The following is a 16,819-nucleotide window of genomic DNA, read 5'->3' on the forward strand; positions in this document are numbered from 1 at the left end:
GCATTAGGGGAATGAAGAAATTCGGGGTAATGAAGACGATTGTCGTTCTTCAAGCGGTGTGCATGATTGTTCTTAGTGTTGTTGTTGTAGTTAGAATGTCTCCTATGATGAAACCAGATTCAGATGAGGAGACAGAAGCACATTCTGGCAGTGAGGCTGTCTTGGATGGCGATATAGCGGCAACAGTAGGTGGTTCTCCGATACTGATGGGGGAGCTTGAGAGCAAGCTGTATGCGCAGTACGGCGATACTGTACTAAGAACAATGATGGTGCGCAAAGCTATCGATCTCGAAGCGGAGGCACAGAGGCTGGAAGTGTCTGCGGAGGAGCAGGAACGGGAGCTGGCTGCTATGATTGCAGGCTATGATGATGAGGATGCTTTTTATCAGATTATGAATGAGCAGCTAGGCATGTCCAGAGATGATGTGCTGGAGGATCTCAAGTACAAGCTTCTGTTGGAGAAAATAGCTATTCTGCCTGTTATTCTATCCGAAGTCGATGTGGAGCAATACATATCGGAGCATTCCGAGCAGTTCGCTCCCCGTCTGCAGCTTCATCTTCAGTGGATTGTGACGGAATCTCTCGGTGAGGCAGAGAATATGCTTAATCGATTGGCCGATGGCGATGACTTCACTCAGCTTGCTGAGTCGTATTCCATTGATGAATTCACAGCAGAGCTAGGTGGTGATCTAGGCCTGATTGATTCCGATGATCCTTTTTATGATGCAGCTATGATGGATACGGCAAGCAGACTTCAGACTGGAGAAATGGCAGGGCCGCTGAAGGTTGAAGAGGGCTATGCTATCATTCGTGTAACGGAGCGTCAGAGGACCTCCGCCCTAACGGGGCGTGTTCTTTATGAGACGGCCCGCAAGCAGCTAGCTTTATCACACGCGAAGCCTTTGGAGGAAGTAGAGGACCAGCTGCTGCTCAAATATGATGCGATAAAAGAAATGTAAGAGTCCTAATCCCTATTAATTTCAATAGGATGGAAAGTAGCTATTGACAACGGATACAGGTCATTGATAATATGGAATTAGTCAAAATACCAACTGAATTAGTCGGAATAAGGAGGACATCATTCCCATGGCCAAAATTGTACAAAGCGTAACTGAACTTATTGGTGAAACACCGTTAGTCCGTTTGAATCGTCTCGTTCCTGAGGATAGTGCAGAAATTTATGTAAAGCTGGAGTACCAGAATCCAGGTGCAAGCGTAAAGGACCGTATTGCAATCAGCATGATCGAGGTTGCTGAGCAAGAGGGACGCATTAAACCAGGTGATACGATCGTAGAGCCTACTAGCGGTAACACAGGTATCGGTCTTGCTCTTGTAGCAGCAGCTAAAGGCTACAAAGCGATTCTTGTTATGCCTGAGACGATGAGTATTGAGCGTCGTAACCTGCTTCGTGCTTATGGTGCTGAGCTTGTTCTGACTCCGGGCTCCGAAGGCATGAACGGTGCAGTTCGCAAGGCGGAGGAGCTGGCAAAAGAAAATCCTAGCTACTTCATCCCGCAACAATTCAAAAACCAAGCGAATGTGAAAATCCACCGTGAAACGACAGGTCCAGAAATCGTTGAGGCGATTAACTCCCTTGATGGCAAGCTGGATGCATTCGTTGCTGGTATTGGTACGGGCGGAACGATTACAGGTACAGGTGAAGTACTGAAAAAGAACTTCGATAACATCAAAATTGTTGCAGTAGAGCCAGCTGCATCGCCAATCTTGTCTGGCGGCCAGCCTGGTCCACATAAAATTCAGGGTATTGGCGCTAACTTCGTGCCAGACATTCTGAACCGTGATATCTATGACGAAGTAATTACAGTAGAGAACGATGATGCGTTCGAATATGCTCGTCGTGCTGCCAAGGAAGAAGGGCTGCTTGTCGGTATTTCCTCCGGCGCTGCTATCTTCGCTGCATTGAAAGTAGCCAAAGAATTGGGTAAAGGCAAACGTGTCGTTGCCATCGTTCCAAGTAACGGTGAGCGTTACCTGTCTACGCCTTTGTTCAACTTCGATAACTAATAGCTGTAATGACAGAAGCCCTCCATCGCTTGAATGGAGGGCTTCTTTTGTATACGAATGTTCACATGCCAGGAGGCACATAGGCTCCTAGCGGTTTATTTATCATTCTTAGTAGCCGAAGCCGCCGCCAAAAATTCCGCAGCTGCAAGCGATAATGACCAACAAAATGAAAAGTACAAGAATGGCACCTGTGTTATTGAATGCTCCACCAACATATCCGGACATTTAAAGCACCTCCTTGCATTTGTGGATACACTGTAATTTATGCACCAGGCTGCAATGTGATTGGGTGTTTGTTCCGTGGACATTATATCCATGTCATATGCCCAGATTGACAAGCCGCTGGACAGCTGGAAGGGGATGCACACAGCATGGGGTTTGAGGATGCGGCAGTCTTTTCTTTTTACCCTTGATTCGGTATACTTAGCAGATCAAACAAGCTTGTTGAACGGGGGTTGAAGGTGATGTACACCGCTTATGAGCAGTGGTCGGGGTGGCACGCCGAACGTAAGTACACGACCTTGCCATTGTTGAAAAAAATTCCTATGGATGCTGTGCGTGTATCCTCATGGGAATCGGTGTGGCAAGAGGCATCTCCTCATGCTTTTGTACTGGAGAGCGGTAAAGATGGCCGATATTCGTATCTAGGATTGCATCCAGCAGCGATGATACGCGGCAAAGGGCTGTCGGCTCAATCGACAACCTATGATCTGCAGGGAGGCGCAGCAGCGACCTCAGAGTGGCAAGGGAAACCGCTAGAGGTCGTGCGCCGGTTCATGGAGCCATATCAATCTCCCAAGCTTGAACAAGGTCCCAAATGGACAGGCGGCTGTGTAGGCTTCTGGGCCTACGATGTGATTCGCTCGATTGAACGACTGCCGGTGCTGGCATCGGATGATCTAGGTCTGCCGGATTATTTGTTTCTGCGAATGAATGAGCTGTGGGTTATAGATCATGTCGAGCAGATGCTCTATTGCTCTGTGCATACAGCAATTGAAAGCGATGTGGAAGCAGCTGTCTTAAGAGAGCATTATGAGGCTGCAGTTGTTAAGGCAGATGAAATGGCTGTTTTCTGGCACAAGCATTTCAGCCATTCGCCATCTAAGGAGGCTGTGCGCGAGCAGCGCAAGCAGCTGATGGCTGATGACAGCCTTCATATTGATGTAGAATCAGTGGCAGGAATTACATCGCCATTCTCCAAAGAGGCATTCATGAATGCAGTAAGACGAATTCAGCAATATATCGGCCAAGGCGACGTCTTCCAAGTGAATTTATCGGTGCGTCAGAGCCGGGAGCTGAGCTTAGCCCCAGAGGAATTATATGAATGGCTGCGTATATTCAATCCTTCCCCATTCATGGGCTTCCTGCGCTGCCCGGACTTCCAGCTAGTATCTGCCTCGCCTGAGCTGCTTGTTGAGCAGAAGGGGAGTAAGCTGGTTACACGTCCGATTGCAGGCACACGGAGGCGGGGCAAGACGGAGGAAGAGGATCTGCTGATGGCGGAGGAGCTGATCTCGAGCGAGAAGGAGCGGGCTGAGCATATTATGCTCGTCGATCTGGAACGCAATGATCTTGGACGGATATCCACCTACGGGACGGTTAAGGTGGAGGAGCTGATGGTTATTGAGCGCTACTCCCATGTCATGCATCTCGTATCGCAGGTTGTAGGACAGCTTGCGGAAGGTAAAGATGCTTATGATGTTATTGCAGCTACTTTCCCTGGCGGTACCATTACAGGAGCACCTAAGATCAGAACAATGGAGATCATAGAGGAGCTTGAACCAGTTAGACGCGGACCTTATACCGGTTCTCTTGGATGGATTGACTATAATGGCGATATGGAATTTAATATTATAATAAGAACGATGGCAGTGAAGGATGGCAGCGTACATATTCAGGCAGGGGCAGGAATCGTCATTGATTCTGATCCGGAGCGTGAATACTATGAATCTCTAAGCAAGGCTAAGGCGTTGTGGAAGGCCATTCAGTATAGTGAAAAATATGCGGAGCTTGCAGGCCGCTCATAACGGCTAAGCAGGATAGAAGGGGAGCGGGAGCGATGATTCTTGTTATTGATAACTACGATTCGTTTACGTACAATTTGGTGCAATATTTAGGCGAGCTGGGCGAAGAAGTAGTCGTGAAACGGAATGATGAGATCGATCTTGCAGGAATCGAAGCGCTGAAGCCTGATCATCTGCTGATCTCTCCGGGACCATGTTCACCGAATGAAGCGGGCATTAGCTTGGCATTAATCGATCATTTCAAAGGAATCATTCCAATATTCGGTGTCTGCCTCGGTCATCAATCCATTGGACAAGCATTCGGCGGTGACGTTGTGCGCGCAGAGAAGCTGATGCATGGCAAAACCTCTGAGATTATTCATGACGGCAGAACGATATTCGAAGGTATTCCATCTCCTTATACGGCGACTCGTTATCACTCCCTGATTGTGAAGCGTGAGACGCTGCCTGATTGCCTCGAGATCAGCGCAGAGACAGCTGAGGGAGAAATTATGGCACTTCGGCATAAAGAGTATCCGATTGAAGGCGTACAATTTCACCCGGAATCGATAATAACGAAGCACGGGCTGACTTTGCTTCGTAACTTCTTGCAAATTCGGACTGGCGCGGCTCGATGAGAATCGGGTTTAACGGGTCAGTGATGGAAGCTGGCGAAGCTGTGATCTCAATTTATGATCACGGCTTTTTGTACGGAATGGGGTTGTTCGAAACCTTTCGCACCTATGGGGGCGAGCCTTACTTGCTGGATCGTCATCTGCGCAGGCTGGCTGAGGGCTGTGAGGAGCTAGGCATTGCGTATAAGCCAGACCAGGCAGCTATGGAGAAGCTGATAGGCGAGCTTCTGCGAGTCAATCAGCTTGCGGACGGTTATATCCGTCTAACGGTCACCGCAGGCGAGGGTGAGCTCGGCTTGCCTTCTGGAGATTATGAGCAGCCAACAGAGCTTATGCTGATCAAAGCCCTGCCTCCGCACAGCGAAGCATTATACACGGAAGGCAAGGAGCTAAGAGTGCTTAAGACGATCCGGAATACGCCCGAAGGAAGCATTCGATTCAAATCACTCCATTATATGAACAATATTATTGCCAAGCGCGAGCTGCTGGCTAGCGGAGCTTCAGCTGGAGCAGAAGGCTTAATGCTAAGTGGTGAAGGTCTATTGGCAGAAGGCATTGTGAGCAATCTCTTTTTTGTGAGAGACGGCATGGTGTGTACACCCTCTATAGATACGGGCATATTGCCTGGCATTACTCGGAAGCGAGTGCTTGAGCTCGCTAGACTAAACGGCTATCACACGGAGGAAGGGCATTATCGTATGCCGGACTTGCTTGCTGCAGAGGAGGTATGGATGACGACCTCTATTCAAGAGCTCGTTCCCATTACTCGTCTGACGGATGAGGCAGGCGACACTACCCTTATAGGGCAAGGGCAAGCGGGACCTATTCTGCGCCAGCTGTTAATGGCTTATCGGATGGATACTGGCAGTCTGGCTAATGAAGGACTAGAGGTATGAATAGAAAGGAACAGGGTGATAAACGCGATGGAGCTCAGAAGAGGATTAGGTACAGCACAGCAGGGAAGCAGCGAGAGTAGGAAGCCGTCTATCTGGAGTCGCTCCTATGACTTTGGTGATGGAGTTAAGCTTGAGCTGGGTGCACGAACGCTCATTATGGGCATTCTGAACGCCACCCCTGATTCCTTCTCAGATGGCGGCCGCCACAATCATGCTGAAGCTGCTGCTACCCATGCATTAGCAATGGTCAATGAAGGCGCGGATATCATTGACATTGGTGCAGAATCAACGAGACCTGGCTTCGAGCCGGTCAGCCTAGAGGAGGAGCTGAGAAGGCTGCTTCCAGTCATTCAAGCCGTGAAGGCAGCAGTCCCTCATGTGCCGATCTCTATTGATACGTACAAAGCGGAGACAGCACGCCAAGCCATGGAGGCAGGTGCTCATCTCATTAATGACATTTGGGGACTGAAGTATGATCCATTAATGGCCAAGGTTGCCGCTGAGTGCGGTGCCCCGGTTATTATTACTCATAATCGGCATGACAAGGACTATGGCGATTTCGTTCCTGATGTGCTTGCTGACCTGCAAGCAAGTATTCATATTGCCCAGCAAGCCGGCATTGCAGAAGATAGAATCTGGCTGGACCCCGGCATTGGGTTCGCCAAGACCGCTGAGGACAACCTGCGTTTGATGGCCCATCTATCTGAGCTCAACGCGCTTGGCTACCCTGTGCTGCTGGGCACCTCACGCAAGGGCTTTATCAAGCAAGTGCTGGAGCTTCCTTCGAATGATGTTGTGGAGGGTACACTGACCACGACAGTTCTAGGTATTGCTCAGGGCTGCCAGATCGTCCGCGTGCATGATGTTCAGGCTAATAAGCGGGCTGCTAAGATGGCGGATGCGATCTTGTATCCGCGTTAGGTAGATTACAGGAAGAAAGCGAGGGTTATCTCATGGATAACATGATTGTCAAAGGCATGCAATTTTATGGCTATCACGGTGTATTTGCCGAAGAGAATAAGCTTGGACAGAAATTCGGGGTTGATCTCGAGCTGAAGCTGGATTTGGAGCGGGCGGCGAATGAGGATGATCTGAACTATACCGTTAATTACGCCGAAATACATGCGCTTGTGAAAACAATCGTCGAAGGCAAGCCCTACCAATTAATTGAAGCTTTAGCCGGCGGCATTGCAACACATGTACTTGCGGCTTATACTATGATAAATGAAGTGACGGTTCGTGTAACGAAGCCAAATCCGCCATTTGATATCCATTTTGATGGTGTTACAGTCGAGCTGCGCAGAAAGCGGGATGCTGATGGACGCGCAATTCCCGTATAAGCCGAGCACGACCGCATATATCGCATTAGGCTCTAACATTGGCGATCGGGAGCTGCTTCTAAGGCGGGCTGTACACTATTTGCATGAATATCCGGGCATCGAAGTGCTTCGCCTATCAGGTATTTATGAGACTGATCCTGTAGGCTATACCGATCAGCCTGTGTTTCTAAATATGGTTATTGCAGTACATTCAACGCTGGCACCTCTGGAGCTGCTTCACATGCTGCTTGATGCAGAACGGCTTCTTGGCCGTGTGAGGGACATTCGCTTCGGGCCGCGCACCATAGACCTTGATCTGTTGCTGTATGCTGACGTCTTGATGGATAGTGAGGAGCTTACGCTCCCGCATCCGCGCATGATGGAGCGTTCCTTCGTACTCGTTCCGCTTGGTGATGTCATAGAGCAATCCCATCCGCTTGAGGATGAGGTTGCGACAGCTGCAGCTGCGGCGCTTCAGGATGGAAAGGAAGGCATCACGTTATGGAAAACCATCAATTGGCTCAACGAGTTAGAGCGTTCCGAAAGCTGAAAGGCTATACTCAGCAAGAGTTAGCGAAGGTGCTAGGCGTATCTGTTGCGGTTCTGGGATCACTAGAGCGTGGTACTCGCAAGCCTGATCCGAAGCTATTAACGAACATTGCCGATACGCTCGGTATTAGCTATGACGAATTAACCGATACAGATAAATAGTCCCGTTCATTATAGAAATGCTGGCACAAATAGATACTGATAAAGGAGGAGGAGGAAGAGAAGACATGCTCAAGATCGGAGATATTGAGATGAAGAACAGAGTCGTGCTCGCGCCTATGGCAGGCGTGTGCAATCCGGCTTTTCGTCTAATTGCCAAAGAATTCGGCACAGGCCTTGTCTGCGCTGAGATGGTCAGTGACAAGGCTATCCTGCATGGCAACAAACGCACGATGGAGATGCTATTCGTCGATGAGCGAGAGAAGCCGCTTAGTCTGCAAATATTCGGGGGCGACCGCGAATCCTTGGTGGAGGCAGCGAAAATTGTCGATCAACAGACGAATGCTGATATAATCGATATTAACATGGGATGCCCGGTTCCGAAGGTAACGAAGTGCGATGCAGGTGCACGCTGGCTGCTGGACCCGAACAAGATTTATGAAATGGTATCGGCGGTAGTTCAGAATGTGAGCAAGCCGGTTACCGTGAAGATGCGTATTGGCTGGGACGATGAGCACATCTTTGCGGTAGACAATGCGAAGGCTGTTGAAAGTGCAGGCGGCAAAGCGGTTAGCGTGCATGGACGTACACGTGAACAATTGTATACAGGCAAGGCTAATTGGGACATTATAAAAGATGTTAAACAAGCGGTAAGTATTCCCGTAATCGGTAATGGTGATGTATTCTCCCCTGAGGATGCCCAGCGTCTTCTCGATCATACGGGCTGTGACGGTGTAATGATCGGACGCGGCGCACTAGGCAATCCATGGATGCTATACCGGACTATACAGTATTTGTCGAATGGTGAACTTCTGCCTGATCCACTCCCTCGCGAGAAGCTGGAAGTGGCTATCTTGCATCTGGATCGTCTCATTGCACTGAAGGGTGAATCTGTTGCCGTTCGCGAGATGCGCAAGCATCTAGCATGGTATCTCAAGGGTCTCCCTGGTGCGGCACGAGTTAAGGATGTCATCATGGAAGAAACCGGACGTGACCGTATGGTTGAGATTCTAGATAACTACATCATCTCTCTTGATGAAGAAGCTTTAGCAGCGGGCAGCGTACAATAATAGGTGGAAGAGGGGAAACGAGTAATCATCATTGCCCTCTTCTTATCATAACTTTGCCTATCATTCATACATACTGGAGATCATGCTCTATGACTGGGCAACTGTAAAGCGGTTTCAGTAGCATATTTGGCTTTGATTGACATTCAGGGTAACTTTGAAATATAATCTTGCAATATACATCAACGATGCAGTCGTTTTTACCCATCTGCTTGGCCCGTTGGCATGACGCACGGGGAGCGTAATATATTAAGTAACAGTGAATTCATACACCGTATGAAAATATGTCACACGACAGGAGAATCGAATAAGATGAGTGCTAAGGAAATCATTCTGACTCAAGAAGGCCTAAAGAAGCTTGAAGAGGAACTGGAAGTCCTCAAGTCGGTTAAGCGTCGTGAAGTGGCTGAACGGATTAAGGTCGCTATCGGTTACGGAGATATAAGCGAGAACTCTGAGTATGAGGACGCCAAGAACGAGCAAGCCTTCATCGAAGGTCGAGTAATTACGCTGGAGAAAATGCTGCGTAACGCCCGTATTATCAACAGCGATGAGATTAACACTGAAACTGTGAGCATCGGTTCAACCGTAACGGTCGAGGATCTGGAATATGGCGATTCGACTGAATATGCGATCGTAGGCTCCGCGGAGTCTGATCCGCTGCAGAACAAAATTTCGAATGAAAGTCCGGTAGGCAAAGCGATTCTGGGTAAGAAAAAAGGCACTGTCGTAGACGTCAGCGTACCCGCCGGCATTATTCAATATAAAATCGTCGATATTAAAAAATAAGGTTTGCACTGCGATTGTTTTCAGAAAGCTTCCTTAGCGGAAGCTTTTTGAACGTTTCAAGCGGTGTTGAGGAGATGAATGAAGTGGACGAGCACAACAATGTGGTAGAGCAAGAGCAGGAGCTAAGCGAGCTTCTACAGATTCGTAGGGACAAATTGGACGAGCTTCGCTCTCTGGGGATTGATCCATTCGGAGGCAAATTCGAGAGAACGCACAATGCCAAAGACATTGTGGCGGCTTATGAATCGCTCACTAAAGAAGAGCTGGAAGCTAAGGCTGTTAAGGTCAGCATAGCTGGCCGAATCATGCAGAAGCGCGGAATGGGTAAAGCTGGTTTTGCCCACATTCAGGATCTGAGCGGCAAGATTCAAATCTACGTCCGTAAGGATACAGTCGAGGAGAATAAATTCGCGGCTTTTGAATTGCTTGATATCGGTGATATCGTAGGCGTTCATGGTGTTGTCTTCAAGACGAACACGGGAGAGGTATCAGTTAAAGCGCAAGATGTTGATGTGCTGACGAAATCCCTTCTTCCATTGCCGGATAAATTCCATGGATTGAAGGACGTTGAGCTTCGTTACCGCCAGCGTTACGTTGATCTGATTGTGAACCCAGATGTACAGCAGACGTTCATCTATCGTTCCCGCATCATCCAATCCATGCGTCGTTACCTCGATTCCAAAGGATATTTGGAAGTTGAAACTCCGACGCTGCACTCTATTCCAGGTGGAGCTGCGGCTCGTCCATTCATTACTCATCACAATGCGCTTGATATGCAGCTATATATGCGTATCGCGATTGAGCTTCACTTGAAACGTCTGATTGTCGGTGGCTTGGAGAAGGTATATGAGATCGGCCGGGTATACCGGAACGAGGGCATGTCGACTCGCCACAATCCAGAGTTTACGATGATCGAGCTTTATGAGGCGTATGCAGATTACAAAGACATTATGGCGCTCACTGAGAATCTGATTGTGCATATTGCGCAAGAAGTGCTTGGTACGACCAAGATCGTCTATCAAGGGCAAGAGATTGATCTTACGCCACAATGGCGTCGTGTATCGATGGTGGATCTTGTGAAGGAAACGACAGGTGTGGACTTCAGTGTAGAGATGAGTGATGAGGAAGCTCACCGTCTAGCGAAGGAGCACAAAGTTCCTGTTGAGCCGCATATGACATTCGGACACATTCTTAATGCGTTCTTCGAAACACATGGTGAGCACACGCTTATCCAGCCGACGTTTGTTACAGGGCATCCTGTTGCAATCTCTCCTCTGGCCAAAAAGAATGCCGATGATCCGCGCTTCACAGATCGCTTCGAGCTGTTCATCGTTGCCAGAGAGCATGCGAATGCATTCACAGAGCTTAATGATCCAATCGATCAGCGCAGCCGCTTCGAATCTCAGCTTGTTGAGCGTGAGCAAGGCAATGATGAAGCGCACGAGATGGACGAAGACTTCATTCGTGCTCTTGAATACGGCCTGCCGCCTACCGGTGGACTCGGTATCGGCGTTGACCGTCTTATTATGCTACTTACTGATGCACCTTCCATTCGTGATGTACTGTTGTTCCCACATATGCGTGAACAGCGTGCGGGCGAATAGAGAAGCTTACACCGCTTGGGGACTATACCCCAAGCGGTTTTTTTGTGTGATTACATTGACCGACCTCCTATTTTCCTTTAAAGTTGAAATGTATTTTTAGGAAGAAATAGGCTGAAAATAAACAATCATACTTTGAGCAGAGGTGAGGGTGCTGTTGATGTGGAAAACTGCCTTGCGAGCTGTAATGATCTTGTTATTGCTCTTGTTGGGAATGGTGCCTGCAACGCTTGGGCATGCTGAAAGTCAGAATATGGTTAGCAATCCAGGGTTCGAGCAAGGTCAAGGCAGTGTGCTTGAGGCGTGGACTCAGGATGTATGGCTGTCTGGCAGTGAAGCTACACAGTTCTCCGTTGAGCGAAATAATACGCATTCAGGCAGCGGTTCCGCGAGCATTCATAATGTGCAGCCCAACCATGCCAAATGGGTGCAATCCATTGAGGTTAAGCCTAATACCTACTATCATGTTACCGGATGGGTGAAGGTTGCACAGGCGGGAGAAGGCGCATCCGGAGCTAATATTTTTGTTCTGGGCGTTAATGGGACATTCCCGGAATATTCGAGTACAGGTGGCGAGTGGAAGTCACTCTCCTTCTATGGACAGACTGGACCTGATCAGAAGGAGCTGAAGCTCGCTATAGGACTAGGCGGCTATGGCAGTCTGAATACGGGACAAGCTTGGTTCGATGATTTGGCTATGATGGAATTATCAGGAGCACCGGAAGGTGCGGAGGTCATTTCTTTCGTGCCTTCAGATACGAGTGGCGAGGCGGCACCATCCGATCAAGAGGTTGATCCTAAGAAAATATCAGCTTTTCCTGTATTGGCGGTGTCTGCATTATTCGGGGCATTATTCCTTATCCTCTATAACAGAAAACTTCGTCAGCCTATTTCTTTGAATGAGAATAGGTCAGATCCATATCTAGCTAATCGGAATGTGCTTATTGCTGTCTTATTCATCGCATTCGTCTTCCGAATTGGTATCGCAGTAAGAATACCAGGCTACGTTCCTGACTTGAATACCTTTATGTTCTGGGCTAATCACGCTTATGAGAACGGCATAGCGAACTTCTACCAGGAAGGGCTGTTCGCTGACTACCCGCCAGGCTATTTGTACGTGCTATATGTATTAGGAGCAATTAAGTCGCTGCTTGGCCTTGATCCTGCTTCGGACGGTGCCAGAGTTCTATTCAAGCTCCCTGCTATTCTTGCAGATATCGCAACGAGCTGGATCATCTACCAGTTCAGCAAGAAGAAGCTTGGCTATTCGGCGGCAGCCGGACTTGCCATGCTGTATGTTTGGAATCCCGCTATATGGGTGAATTCTGCTGCATGGGGGCAAGTAGACTCTATCTTTGCTCTAGTCCTGGTGCTCGCTATTCATGGCATTGCGAATAATCGCGTCGAGCGAGGCTCTATCTGGTTCGCTATTGCTGTCTTAATTAAGCCGCAGGCCTTGATCTTCACACCAGTGCTGCTCTTCGCATTCTGGCATAAGAAAGAATGGAAACGAACAGCGATCAGCATCCTTTACGGCATCATAGCTTATCTGGTGCTCGCAATTCCGTTCTTCTGGAATAATGGCGGCATCATAGGGATGATTGATCTCTATAAAACAACATTATCTTCATATCCGTACGCAACACTCAATGCCTTCAATCTATACGCCTTAACTGGCGGCAATTGGGCAGCACTAGAGGACACTTGGCTTGGGCTGAGCTATGGAGCATGGGGCAATATTGGGATTGGATTTGCAGTTATTATGGCAGCGTGGCTCTCGCTGAGAGGTCCACAGAAGCGGGATTTATCGAAATCCTATTATATTGCGCTGATCCTTATTACAATCGTATTTATATTGTCGGCCAAAATGCATGAGCGTTACTTGTTCCCGGCTATTCTGCTTGCCGTATTCGCCTATATAGCCGAACAGGATCGTCGTATTCTACATGTCCTGCTGGGACTCAGCATTACCGGCTTCGTGAATGTTGGTTATGTACTTGCGTTCAGTGAGGTGAATCAGCATCCGGCCGGGGACGGCATCGTTATTCTATGCTCCATTGCTAACATTGCTCTGCTTATTTATATGCTGTATGTCGGCTATGATATCTATATCAGGAACAGGCGTCATTCTGCTTCGCCCATCACAGCTGAGGAGCTGCGCGAGGCAGATGCACAGCTCCTCAAGGAAGTTCATCCTGCAGTGAAGGGGCATCCTTCGGAGAGCAGCCCCAAGCTGAAATTCCATAAGAAGGATTGGCTCTGGATGTCTGTTATCACAGCGCTGTATGCTGTTGTTGCTTTGTGGAGCCTAGGCTCTACGCAGAGCTTAGGCAGCGGCTGGAAAGCAGAGACTGTTGGTCAAAGCTTCTATGTCGACTTCGGTCAGTCGGTACAGCTGGAGCAGGTGAATAGCTTCGGTGGTGTCGGAACCGGCAAATATAAGCTGGAGTTCGGAGAAACGCCGGATGTGTGGGTGTCACCAATCGAGGTGGAGCAGGAGGTAGGGGACAATCTGAAGTGGACGAGCCAGACCGTTGATCTGCAGGCGCGTTATGCCAAGATCACTGTCGTATCAACCGGCTTTTCCATGCAGGAGATAGCTTTCTATAGTAAGGGGAGCAAGGAGCCTCTCGTGATCCAGACTGTGCAGGATCTCGATGTGGGAACTAGTGCTTCGGCAGACTCGTCAGCCGGCCGCTTATTTGACGAACAGTCGCATGTCTCTTATCAAGCTAATTATATGAACGGTACGTACTTCGATGAGATCTACCATGCACGAACCGCTTATGAGCATCTCGAAGGAATAAAAGCCTACGAGAATACGCATCCTCCGCTTGGCAAGCTGCTGATAGCGCTAGGAATTAAGCTGTTCGGATTAAGTCCGTTCGGCTGGCGAATTATCGGTACCTTGTTCGGCATTGCGATGATTCCGCTGCTGTATCTGTTTGCGCTGCGAATCTTCCGCAAGAGCGGTTATGCCATTGCAGCTTCGCTGCTGCTGGCAGCGGAGTTTATGCATTTTACACAGACACGGATTGCAACGATTGATGTATACGGCGTATTCTTCATTATGCTGATGTTCTATTTCATGTATAAGTTCTATTCGATGAGCTTCTACCAGTACTCACTCCGTAAGACGCTCGTGCCTTTGTTCTGGGCAGGTCTCTTCTTCGGAATTGGCGTAGCATCGAAGTGGATTGTTCTGTACGGCGGTGCTGGCCTTGCTGTCATGCTCGGGATCGTGCTCTTCGAGCGATATCGGCAATATGCAGCAGCTAAGCGTGCATTGGCAGGGAATGGGAAGCAAAAGAAAGATGCTGAAGCTTATCGCCGTGTTGTTCGAGCGTTCCCGCGGTACACGATTCTTACTTTAGTGAGCTGTATGGTCTTCTTCGTCGTTATACCGCTCATTATTTATGCTTTGTCCTACATCCCCGTCTTAGCGGTGGAGGGTGACAGCTATACACTGACTAGATTGATCGATTACCAGAAGCATATGTTCGATTATCATAGTCAGCTGGTAGCGACGCACCCGTATTCCTCGCAGTGGTGGGAATGGCCGCTCATGAAACGTCCGGTATGGTATTACAGCGGCAAGAACTTGATGGACCCAGCTGATATCTCGGCTATATCTGCTTTTGGCAATCCGCTGATTTGGTGGACAGGTCTATTCGCTGTTATCGGTGCGCTGTACCTGAGCCTAAAACGCAAGGATAAGAGGATGTATATCCTATGGATCGCTTATCTGTCGCAATACCTGCCGTGGATGCTCGTTCCTAGGCTGACGTTTATTTATCATTATTTTGCCATGGTGCCGTTCATGATTCTTGCGATTGTCTATATGTTCAAGCTGATTGAAGAGAAGAGACCGCAGCGGCGATGGATAAGGTACATCTATGTAGGTGGAGCTGTACTGCTGTTTATTTTATTTTATCCCGTGCTCTCCGGTATGGAAGTAAGTCGAGAGTATGTCGCTTATACACTGAGATGGTTCCATTCCTGGGTGTTCTTCAGTTAATGGGATAATCCGAGGAAGAGAATGATTCAGCGTAAGACAGGAGGGAAGAAGATGGCCGCTACTTATAGTATTATAGTGCCGATGTATAACGAGGAAGAGGTTATCGCGCATACGTATGCGAAGCTGAAGTCGGTAATGGACAGCTATAGAGAGCCCTACGAGCTTATCTTCATTAATGACGGTAGCAGAGACAGAACGGTTGAGATCGTCGATTCCATCTGCCAGCAAGATAGCCATGTTCGGCTCATTAATTTCTCTCGGAATTTCGGCCATCAGATTGCAATTACTGCCGGCATGGACTATGCGCAAGGCGATGCGGTCATTATTATAGACGCTGATCTGCAGGACCCTCCTGAAGTTATGCTGCTTATGATCGAGAAGTGGAAGGAAGGCTATGAGGTCGTCTATGGTAAAAGGCTGAAGCGCAAAGGCGAGAGTGTGTTCAAAAAAGTAACCGCCATGCTATTCTACCGAACGATGAGGAGCTTAACCAACTTCGATATACCGATGGATACAGGCGACTTCCGCCTGATCGATCGTAAAGTATGCGACGTGCTTCGCGGGTTGAAGGAGAAGAACCGCTTCGTCAGGGGGCTGGTCAGCTGGGTTGGATTCCGTCAGACGATGGTCGAGTATGTTCGTGAAGAACGATTCGCTGGTGAGACGAAGTATCCACTGAAGAAAATGATCAGCTTCGCCGTGGACGGGATTACCTCCTTCTCGTATAAGCCATTAAAAATCGCCACGTACTTCGGGTTCACCTTATCGCTAACAAGCTTCTTGTATCTGCTGGTCGTGTTGTTCCAGAAGCTGTTCACTACTGCCAATATGCAAGGATGGACATCAATCGTTGCGATCAATCTATTGTTCAACGGCATCATTCTGATGCTGCTCGGCGTAATTGGTGAGTATATTGGGCGTATCTACGATGAATCGAAGAATAGGCCTCTATATATAGTAAGAGAAACACAGGGGTTCCAAGCGGAAGAGCAGGCAAGCACCAAGGATGAAGATCGCGAGCATGAGTATGTCCGTTGAAGCTGCACAGAGGAAGCAATCAGCTAAGCAGTTTATTCTGTTCAATCTAGTTGGTGTAATGAACACGGCAGTTGATTTTATCGTGTATATGGTTCTGGTCTGGCTGGGCGTACATTATATTGCGGCTCAGATTGTATCCTATGCTTCGGGCATGGTGAACAGCTACATGATGAATTCTTGGTTTACCTTCAAAAAACAGTCTGCACCTCTGTCATCGGTTGGAAACGATAAGAAGCTCGATCTGGGACAGGTTATTCGATTCGTTATTCTTAACTTAGCCGTTCTTGGTCTATCATTGCCTCTGTTGTACTTGCTTAAGGAGCAGTGGGGGTTGAACGCTTGGCTTGCCAAGCTTCTTGTTACGGGTGCAACTCTAGTGGTGAACTTCATAGGCAGTAAACGATGGGTATTCAGAGTGAGGAGTTAGATAGGGAGCAGGTCTGCGTATGATGCGTAGACCTGCTCTTTCTGTAGGAAGAATCTTAGCGTGTTATATAGAAGATAACTGTAGGGGGGACGTGGGGAATCTATGAAGGTTGGAGTCTATTATAGGAATATAAAAGAATCTATAAAAACATATAAAATAAAGCTTGCAATCGAATAGGCGCTTGTGATATATTATATGAGTCGCCGCTGAGACATACGGCGAGAACGAGAGAAACAAAACAAGAAGAATTGTTCTTTGAAAACTGAACAACGAGCGAAACTGCCCCATAGATT

16 protein-coding genes are annotated in these 16,819 nt (G+C 48.4%); 15 read left to right on the forward strand and 1 reads right to left on the reverse strand.

The genetic code is table 11. The features are described from left to right. Positions 1-11: 11 nt before the first annotated feature. Both AC6ESP_RS24800 and cysK read left to right on the forward strand, forming a co-directional pair. Complete coding sequence (locus tag AC6ESP_RS24800) at positions 12-959, forward strand: peptidylprolyl isomerase (RefSeq protein WP_497099412.1); 948 nt, start codon at positions 12-14, stop codon at positions 957-959. A 127-nt stretch (positions 960-1,086) separates the two neighbouring features. Further along, complete coding sequence (gene cysK, locus AC6ESP_RS24805) at positions 1,087-2,025, forward strand: cysteine synthase A (RefSeq protein ID WP_497099413.1); 939 nt, start codon at positions 1,087-1,089, stop codon at positions 2,023-2,025. A 108-nt stretch (positions 2,026-2,133) separates the two neighbouring features. Here cysK and AC6ESP_RS24810 read toward each other — a convergent pair whose 3' ends face one another. Beyond that, positions 2,134-2,250, reverse strand: a complete 117-nt coding sequence (locus tag AC6ESP_RS24810) for a YjcZ family sporulation protein (RefSeq protein ID WP_497099414.1) — start codon at positions 2,248-2,250, stop codon at positions 2,134-2,136. Between the two features lie 239 nt (positions 2,251-2,489). Between AC6ESP_RS24810 and AC6ESP_RS24815 the strand changes: the two genes are divergently transcribed. The 13 genes from AC6ESP_RS24815 to AC6ESP_RS24875 all read left to right on the forward strand — a co-directional run bounded on the left by AC6ESP_RS24815 (position 2,490) and on the right by AC6ESP_RS24875 (position 16,526). Continuing rightward, entirely contained in the window at positions 2,490-4,052 is a 1,563-nt protein-coding gene (locus AC6ESP_RS24815) for an anthranilate synthase component I family protein (protein ID WP_497099415.1), read from the forward strand. 32 nt (positions 4,053-4,084) lie between these two features. Beyond that, the gene (gene pabA, locus AC6ESP_RS24820) at positions 4,085-4,666 is read left to right on the forward strand and encodes an aminodeoxychorismate/anthranilate synthase component II (protein WP_497099416.1); all 582 of its coding nucleotides are present in this window, start codon (positions 4,085-4,087) and stop codon (positions 4,664-4,666) included. Continuing rightward, complete coding sequence (locus tag AC6ESP_RS24825; RefSeq protein ID WP_497099417.1) at positions 4,663-5,559, forward strand: aminotransferase class IV; 897 nt, start codon at positions 4,663-4,665, stop codon at positions 5,557-5,559. Before pabA ends, AC6ESP_RS24825 begins: the two co-directional genes overlap by 4 nt. A gap of 27 nt (positions 5,560-5,586) precedes the next feature. After that, entirely contained in the window at positions 5,587-6,480 is an 894-nt protein-coding gene (folP, locus tag AC6ESP_RS24830) for a dihydropteroate synthase (protein ID WP_497099418.1), read from the forward strand. A 32-nt stretch (positions 6,481-6,512) separates the two neighbouring features. Further along, complete coding sequence (gene folB / locus AC6ESP_RS24835) at positions 6,513-6,899, forward strand: dihydroneopterin aldolase (RefSeq protein WP_497099419.1); 387 nt, start codon at positions 6,513-6,515, stop codon at positions 6,897-6,899. Next, positions 6,877-7,428, forward strand: coding sequence for a 2-amino-4-hydroxy-6-hydroxymethyldihydropteridine diphosphokinase (gene folK, locus AC6ESP_RS24840; protein WP_497099427.1), 552 nt, complete (start codon positions 6,877-6,879; stop codon positions 7,426-7,428). Before folB ends, folK begins: the two co-directional genes overlap by 23 nt. After that, positions 7,380-7,589, forward strand: coding sequence for a helix-turn-helix domain-containing protein (locus AC6ESP_RS24845; protein ID WP_497099420.1), 210 nt, complete (start codon positions 7,380-7,382; stop codon positions 7,587-7,589). Before folK ends, AC6ESP_RS24845 begins: the two co-directional genes overlap by 49 nt. A 65-nt stretch (positions 7,590-7,654) precedes the next feature. Further along, a complete protein-coding gene (gene dusB / locus AC6ESP_RS24850) occupies positions 7,655-8,656 on the forward strand; it encodes a tRNA dihydrouridine synthase DusB (protein WP_497099421.1) in 1,002 nt (333 codons plus the stop codon). Between the two features lie 309 nt (positions 8,657-8,965). Next, entirely contained in the window at positions 8,966-9,442 is a 477-nt protein-coding gene (gene greA, locus AC6ESP_RS24855) for a transcription elongation factor GreA (protein WP_497099422.1), read from the forward strand. Positions 9,443-9,516: 74 nt separating this feature from the next. Next, complete coding sequence (lysS, locus tag AC6ESP_RS24860; RefSeq protein WP_497099428.1) at positions 9,517-11,046, forward strand: lysine--tRNA ligase; 1,530 nt, start codon at positions 9,517-9,519, stop codon at positions 11,044-11,046. Between the two features lie 157 nt (positions 11,047-11,203). Then, positions 11,204-15,061 (forward strand): glycosyltransferase family 39 protein, encoded by a 3,858-nt coding sequence (locus tag AC6ESP_RS24865; protein ID WP_497099429.1) that lies wholly within the window; start codon positions 11,204-11,206, stop codon positions 15,059-15,061. Positions 15,062-15,112: 51 nt separating this feature from the next. Next, on the forward strand, positions 15,113-16,099 hold the full coding sequence (locus AC6ESP_RS24870) for a glycosyltransferase family 2 protein (RefSeq protein WP_497099423.1): 987 nt from the start codon (positions 15,113-15,115) through the stop codon (positions 16,097-16,099). Beyond that, the gene (locus AC6ESP_RS24875) at positions 16,083-16,526 is read left to right on the forward strand and encodes a GtrA family protein (RefSeq protein WP_497099424.1); all 444 of its coding nucleotides are present in this window, start codon (positions 16,083-16,085) and stop codon (positions 16,524-16,526) included. The genes AC6ESP_RS24870 and AC6ESP_RS24875 overlap by 17 nt, the downstream gene beginning before the upstream one ends. Positions 16,527-16,819: the final 293 nt, after the last annotated feature.

The sequence above is a fragment of the Paenibacillus xinjiangensis genome (genome assembly GCF_059686975.1).

Excerpts from the sequence above, each read along its gene's own strand:
- greA (WP_497099422.1), top strand. The coding sequence starts at position 8,966 with ATGAGTGCTAAGGAAATCATTCTGACTCAAGAAGGCCTAAAGAAGCTT.
- folB (WP_497099419.1), top strand. The coding sequence starts at position 6,513 with ATGGATAACATGATTGTCAAAGGCATGCAATTTTATGGCTATCACGGT.
- lysS (WP_497099428.1), top strand. The coding sequence starts at position 9,517 with ATGAATGAAGTGGACGAGCACAACAATGTGGTAGAGCAAGAGCAGGAG.
- AC6ESP_RS24815 (WP_497099415.1), top strand. The coding sequence starts at position 2,490 with ATGTACACCGCTTATGAGCAGTGGTCGGGGTGGCACGCCGAACGTAAG.
- AC6ESP_RS24845 (WP_497099420.1), top strand. The coding sequence starts at position 7,380 with ATGGAAAACCATCAATTGGCTCAACGAGTTAGAGCGTTCCGAAAGCTG.
- AC6ESP_RS24800 (WP_497099412.1), top strand. The coding sequence starts at position 12 with ATGAAGAAATTCGGGGTAATGAAGACGATTGTCGTTCTTCAAGCGGTG.
- AC6ESP_RS24825 (WP_497099417.1), top strand. The coding sequence starts at position 4,663 with ATGAGAATCGGGTTTAACGGGTCAGTGATGGAAGCTGGCGAAGCTGTG.
- AC6ESP_RS24870 (WP_497099423.1), top strand. The coding sequence starts at position 15,113 with ATGGCCGCTACTTATAGTATTATAGTGCCGATGTATAACGAGGAAGAG.
- folK (WP_497099427.1), top strand. The coding sequence starts at position 6,877 with ATGGACGCGCAATTCCCGTATAAGCCGAGCACGACCGCATATATCGCA.
- pabA (WP_497099416.1), top strand. The coding sequence starts at position 4,085 with ATGATTCTTGTTATTGATAACTACGATTCGTTTACGTACAATTTGGTG.
- AC6ESP_RS24865 (WP_497099429.1), top strand. The coding sequence starts at position 11,204 with ATGTGGAAAACTGCCTTGCGAGCTGTAATGATCTTGTTATTGCTCTTG.
- dusB (WP_497099421.1), top strand. The coding sequence starts at position 7,655 with ATGCTCAAGATCGGAGATATTGAGATGAAGAACAGAGTCGTGCTCGCG.
- AC6ESP_RS24875 (WP_497099424.1), top strand. The coding sequence starts at position 16,083 with ATGAGTATGTCCGTTGAAGCTGCACAGAGGAAGCAATCAGCTAAGCAG.
- cysK (WP_497099413.1), top strand. The coding sequence starts at position 1,087 with ATGGCCAAAATTGTACAAAGCGTAACTGAACTTATTGGTGAAACACCG.
- folP (WP_497099418.1), top strand. The coding sequence starts at position 5,587 with ATGGAGCTCAGAAGAGGATTAGGTACAGCACAGCAGGGAAGCAGCGAG.
- AC6ESP_RS24810 (WP_497099414.1), bottom strand. The coding sequence starts at position 2,250 with ATGTCCGGATATGTTGGTGGAGCATTCAATAACACAGGTGCCATTCTT.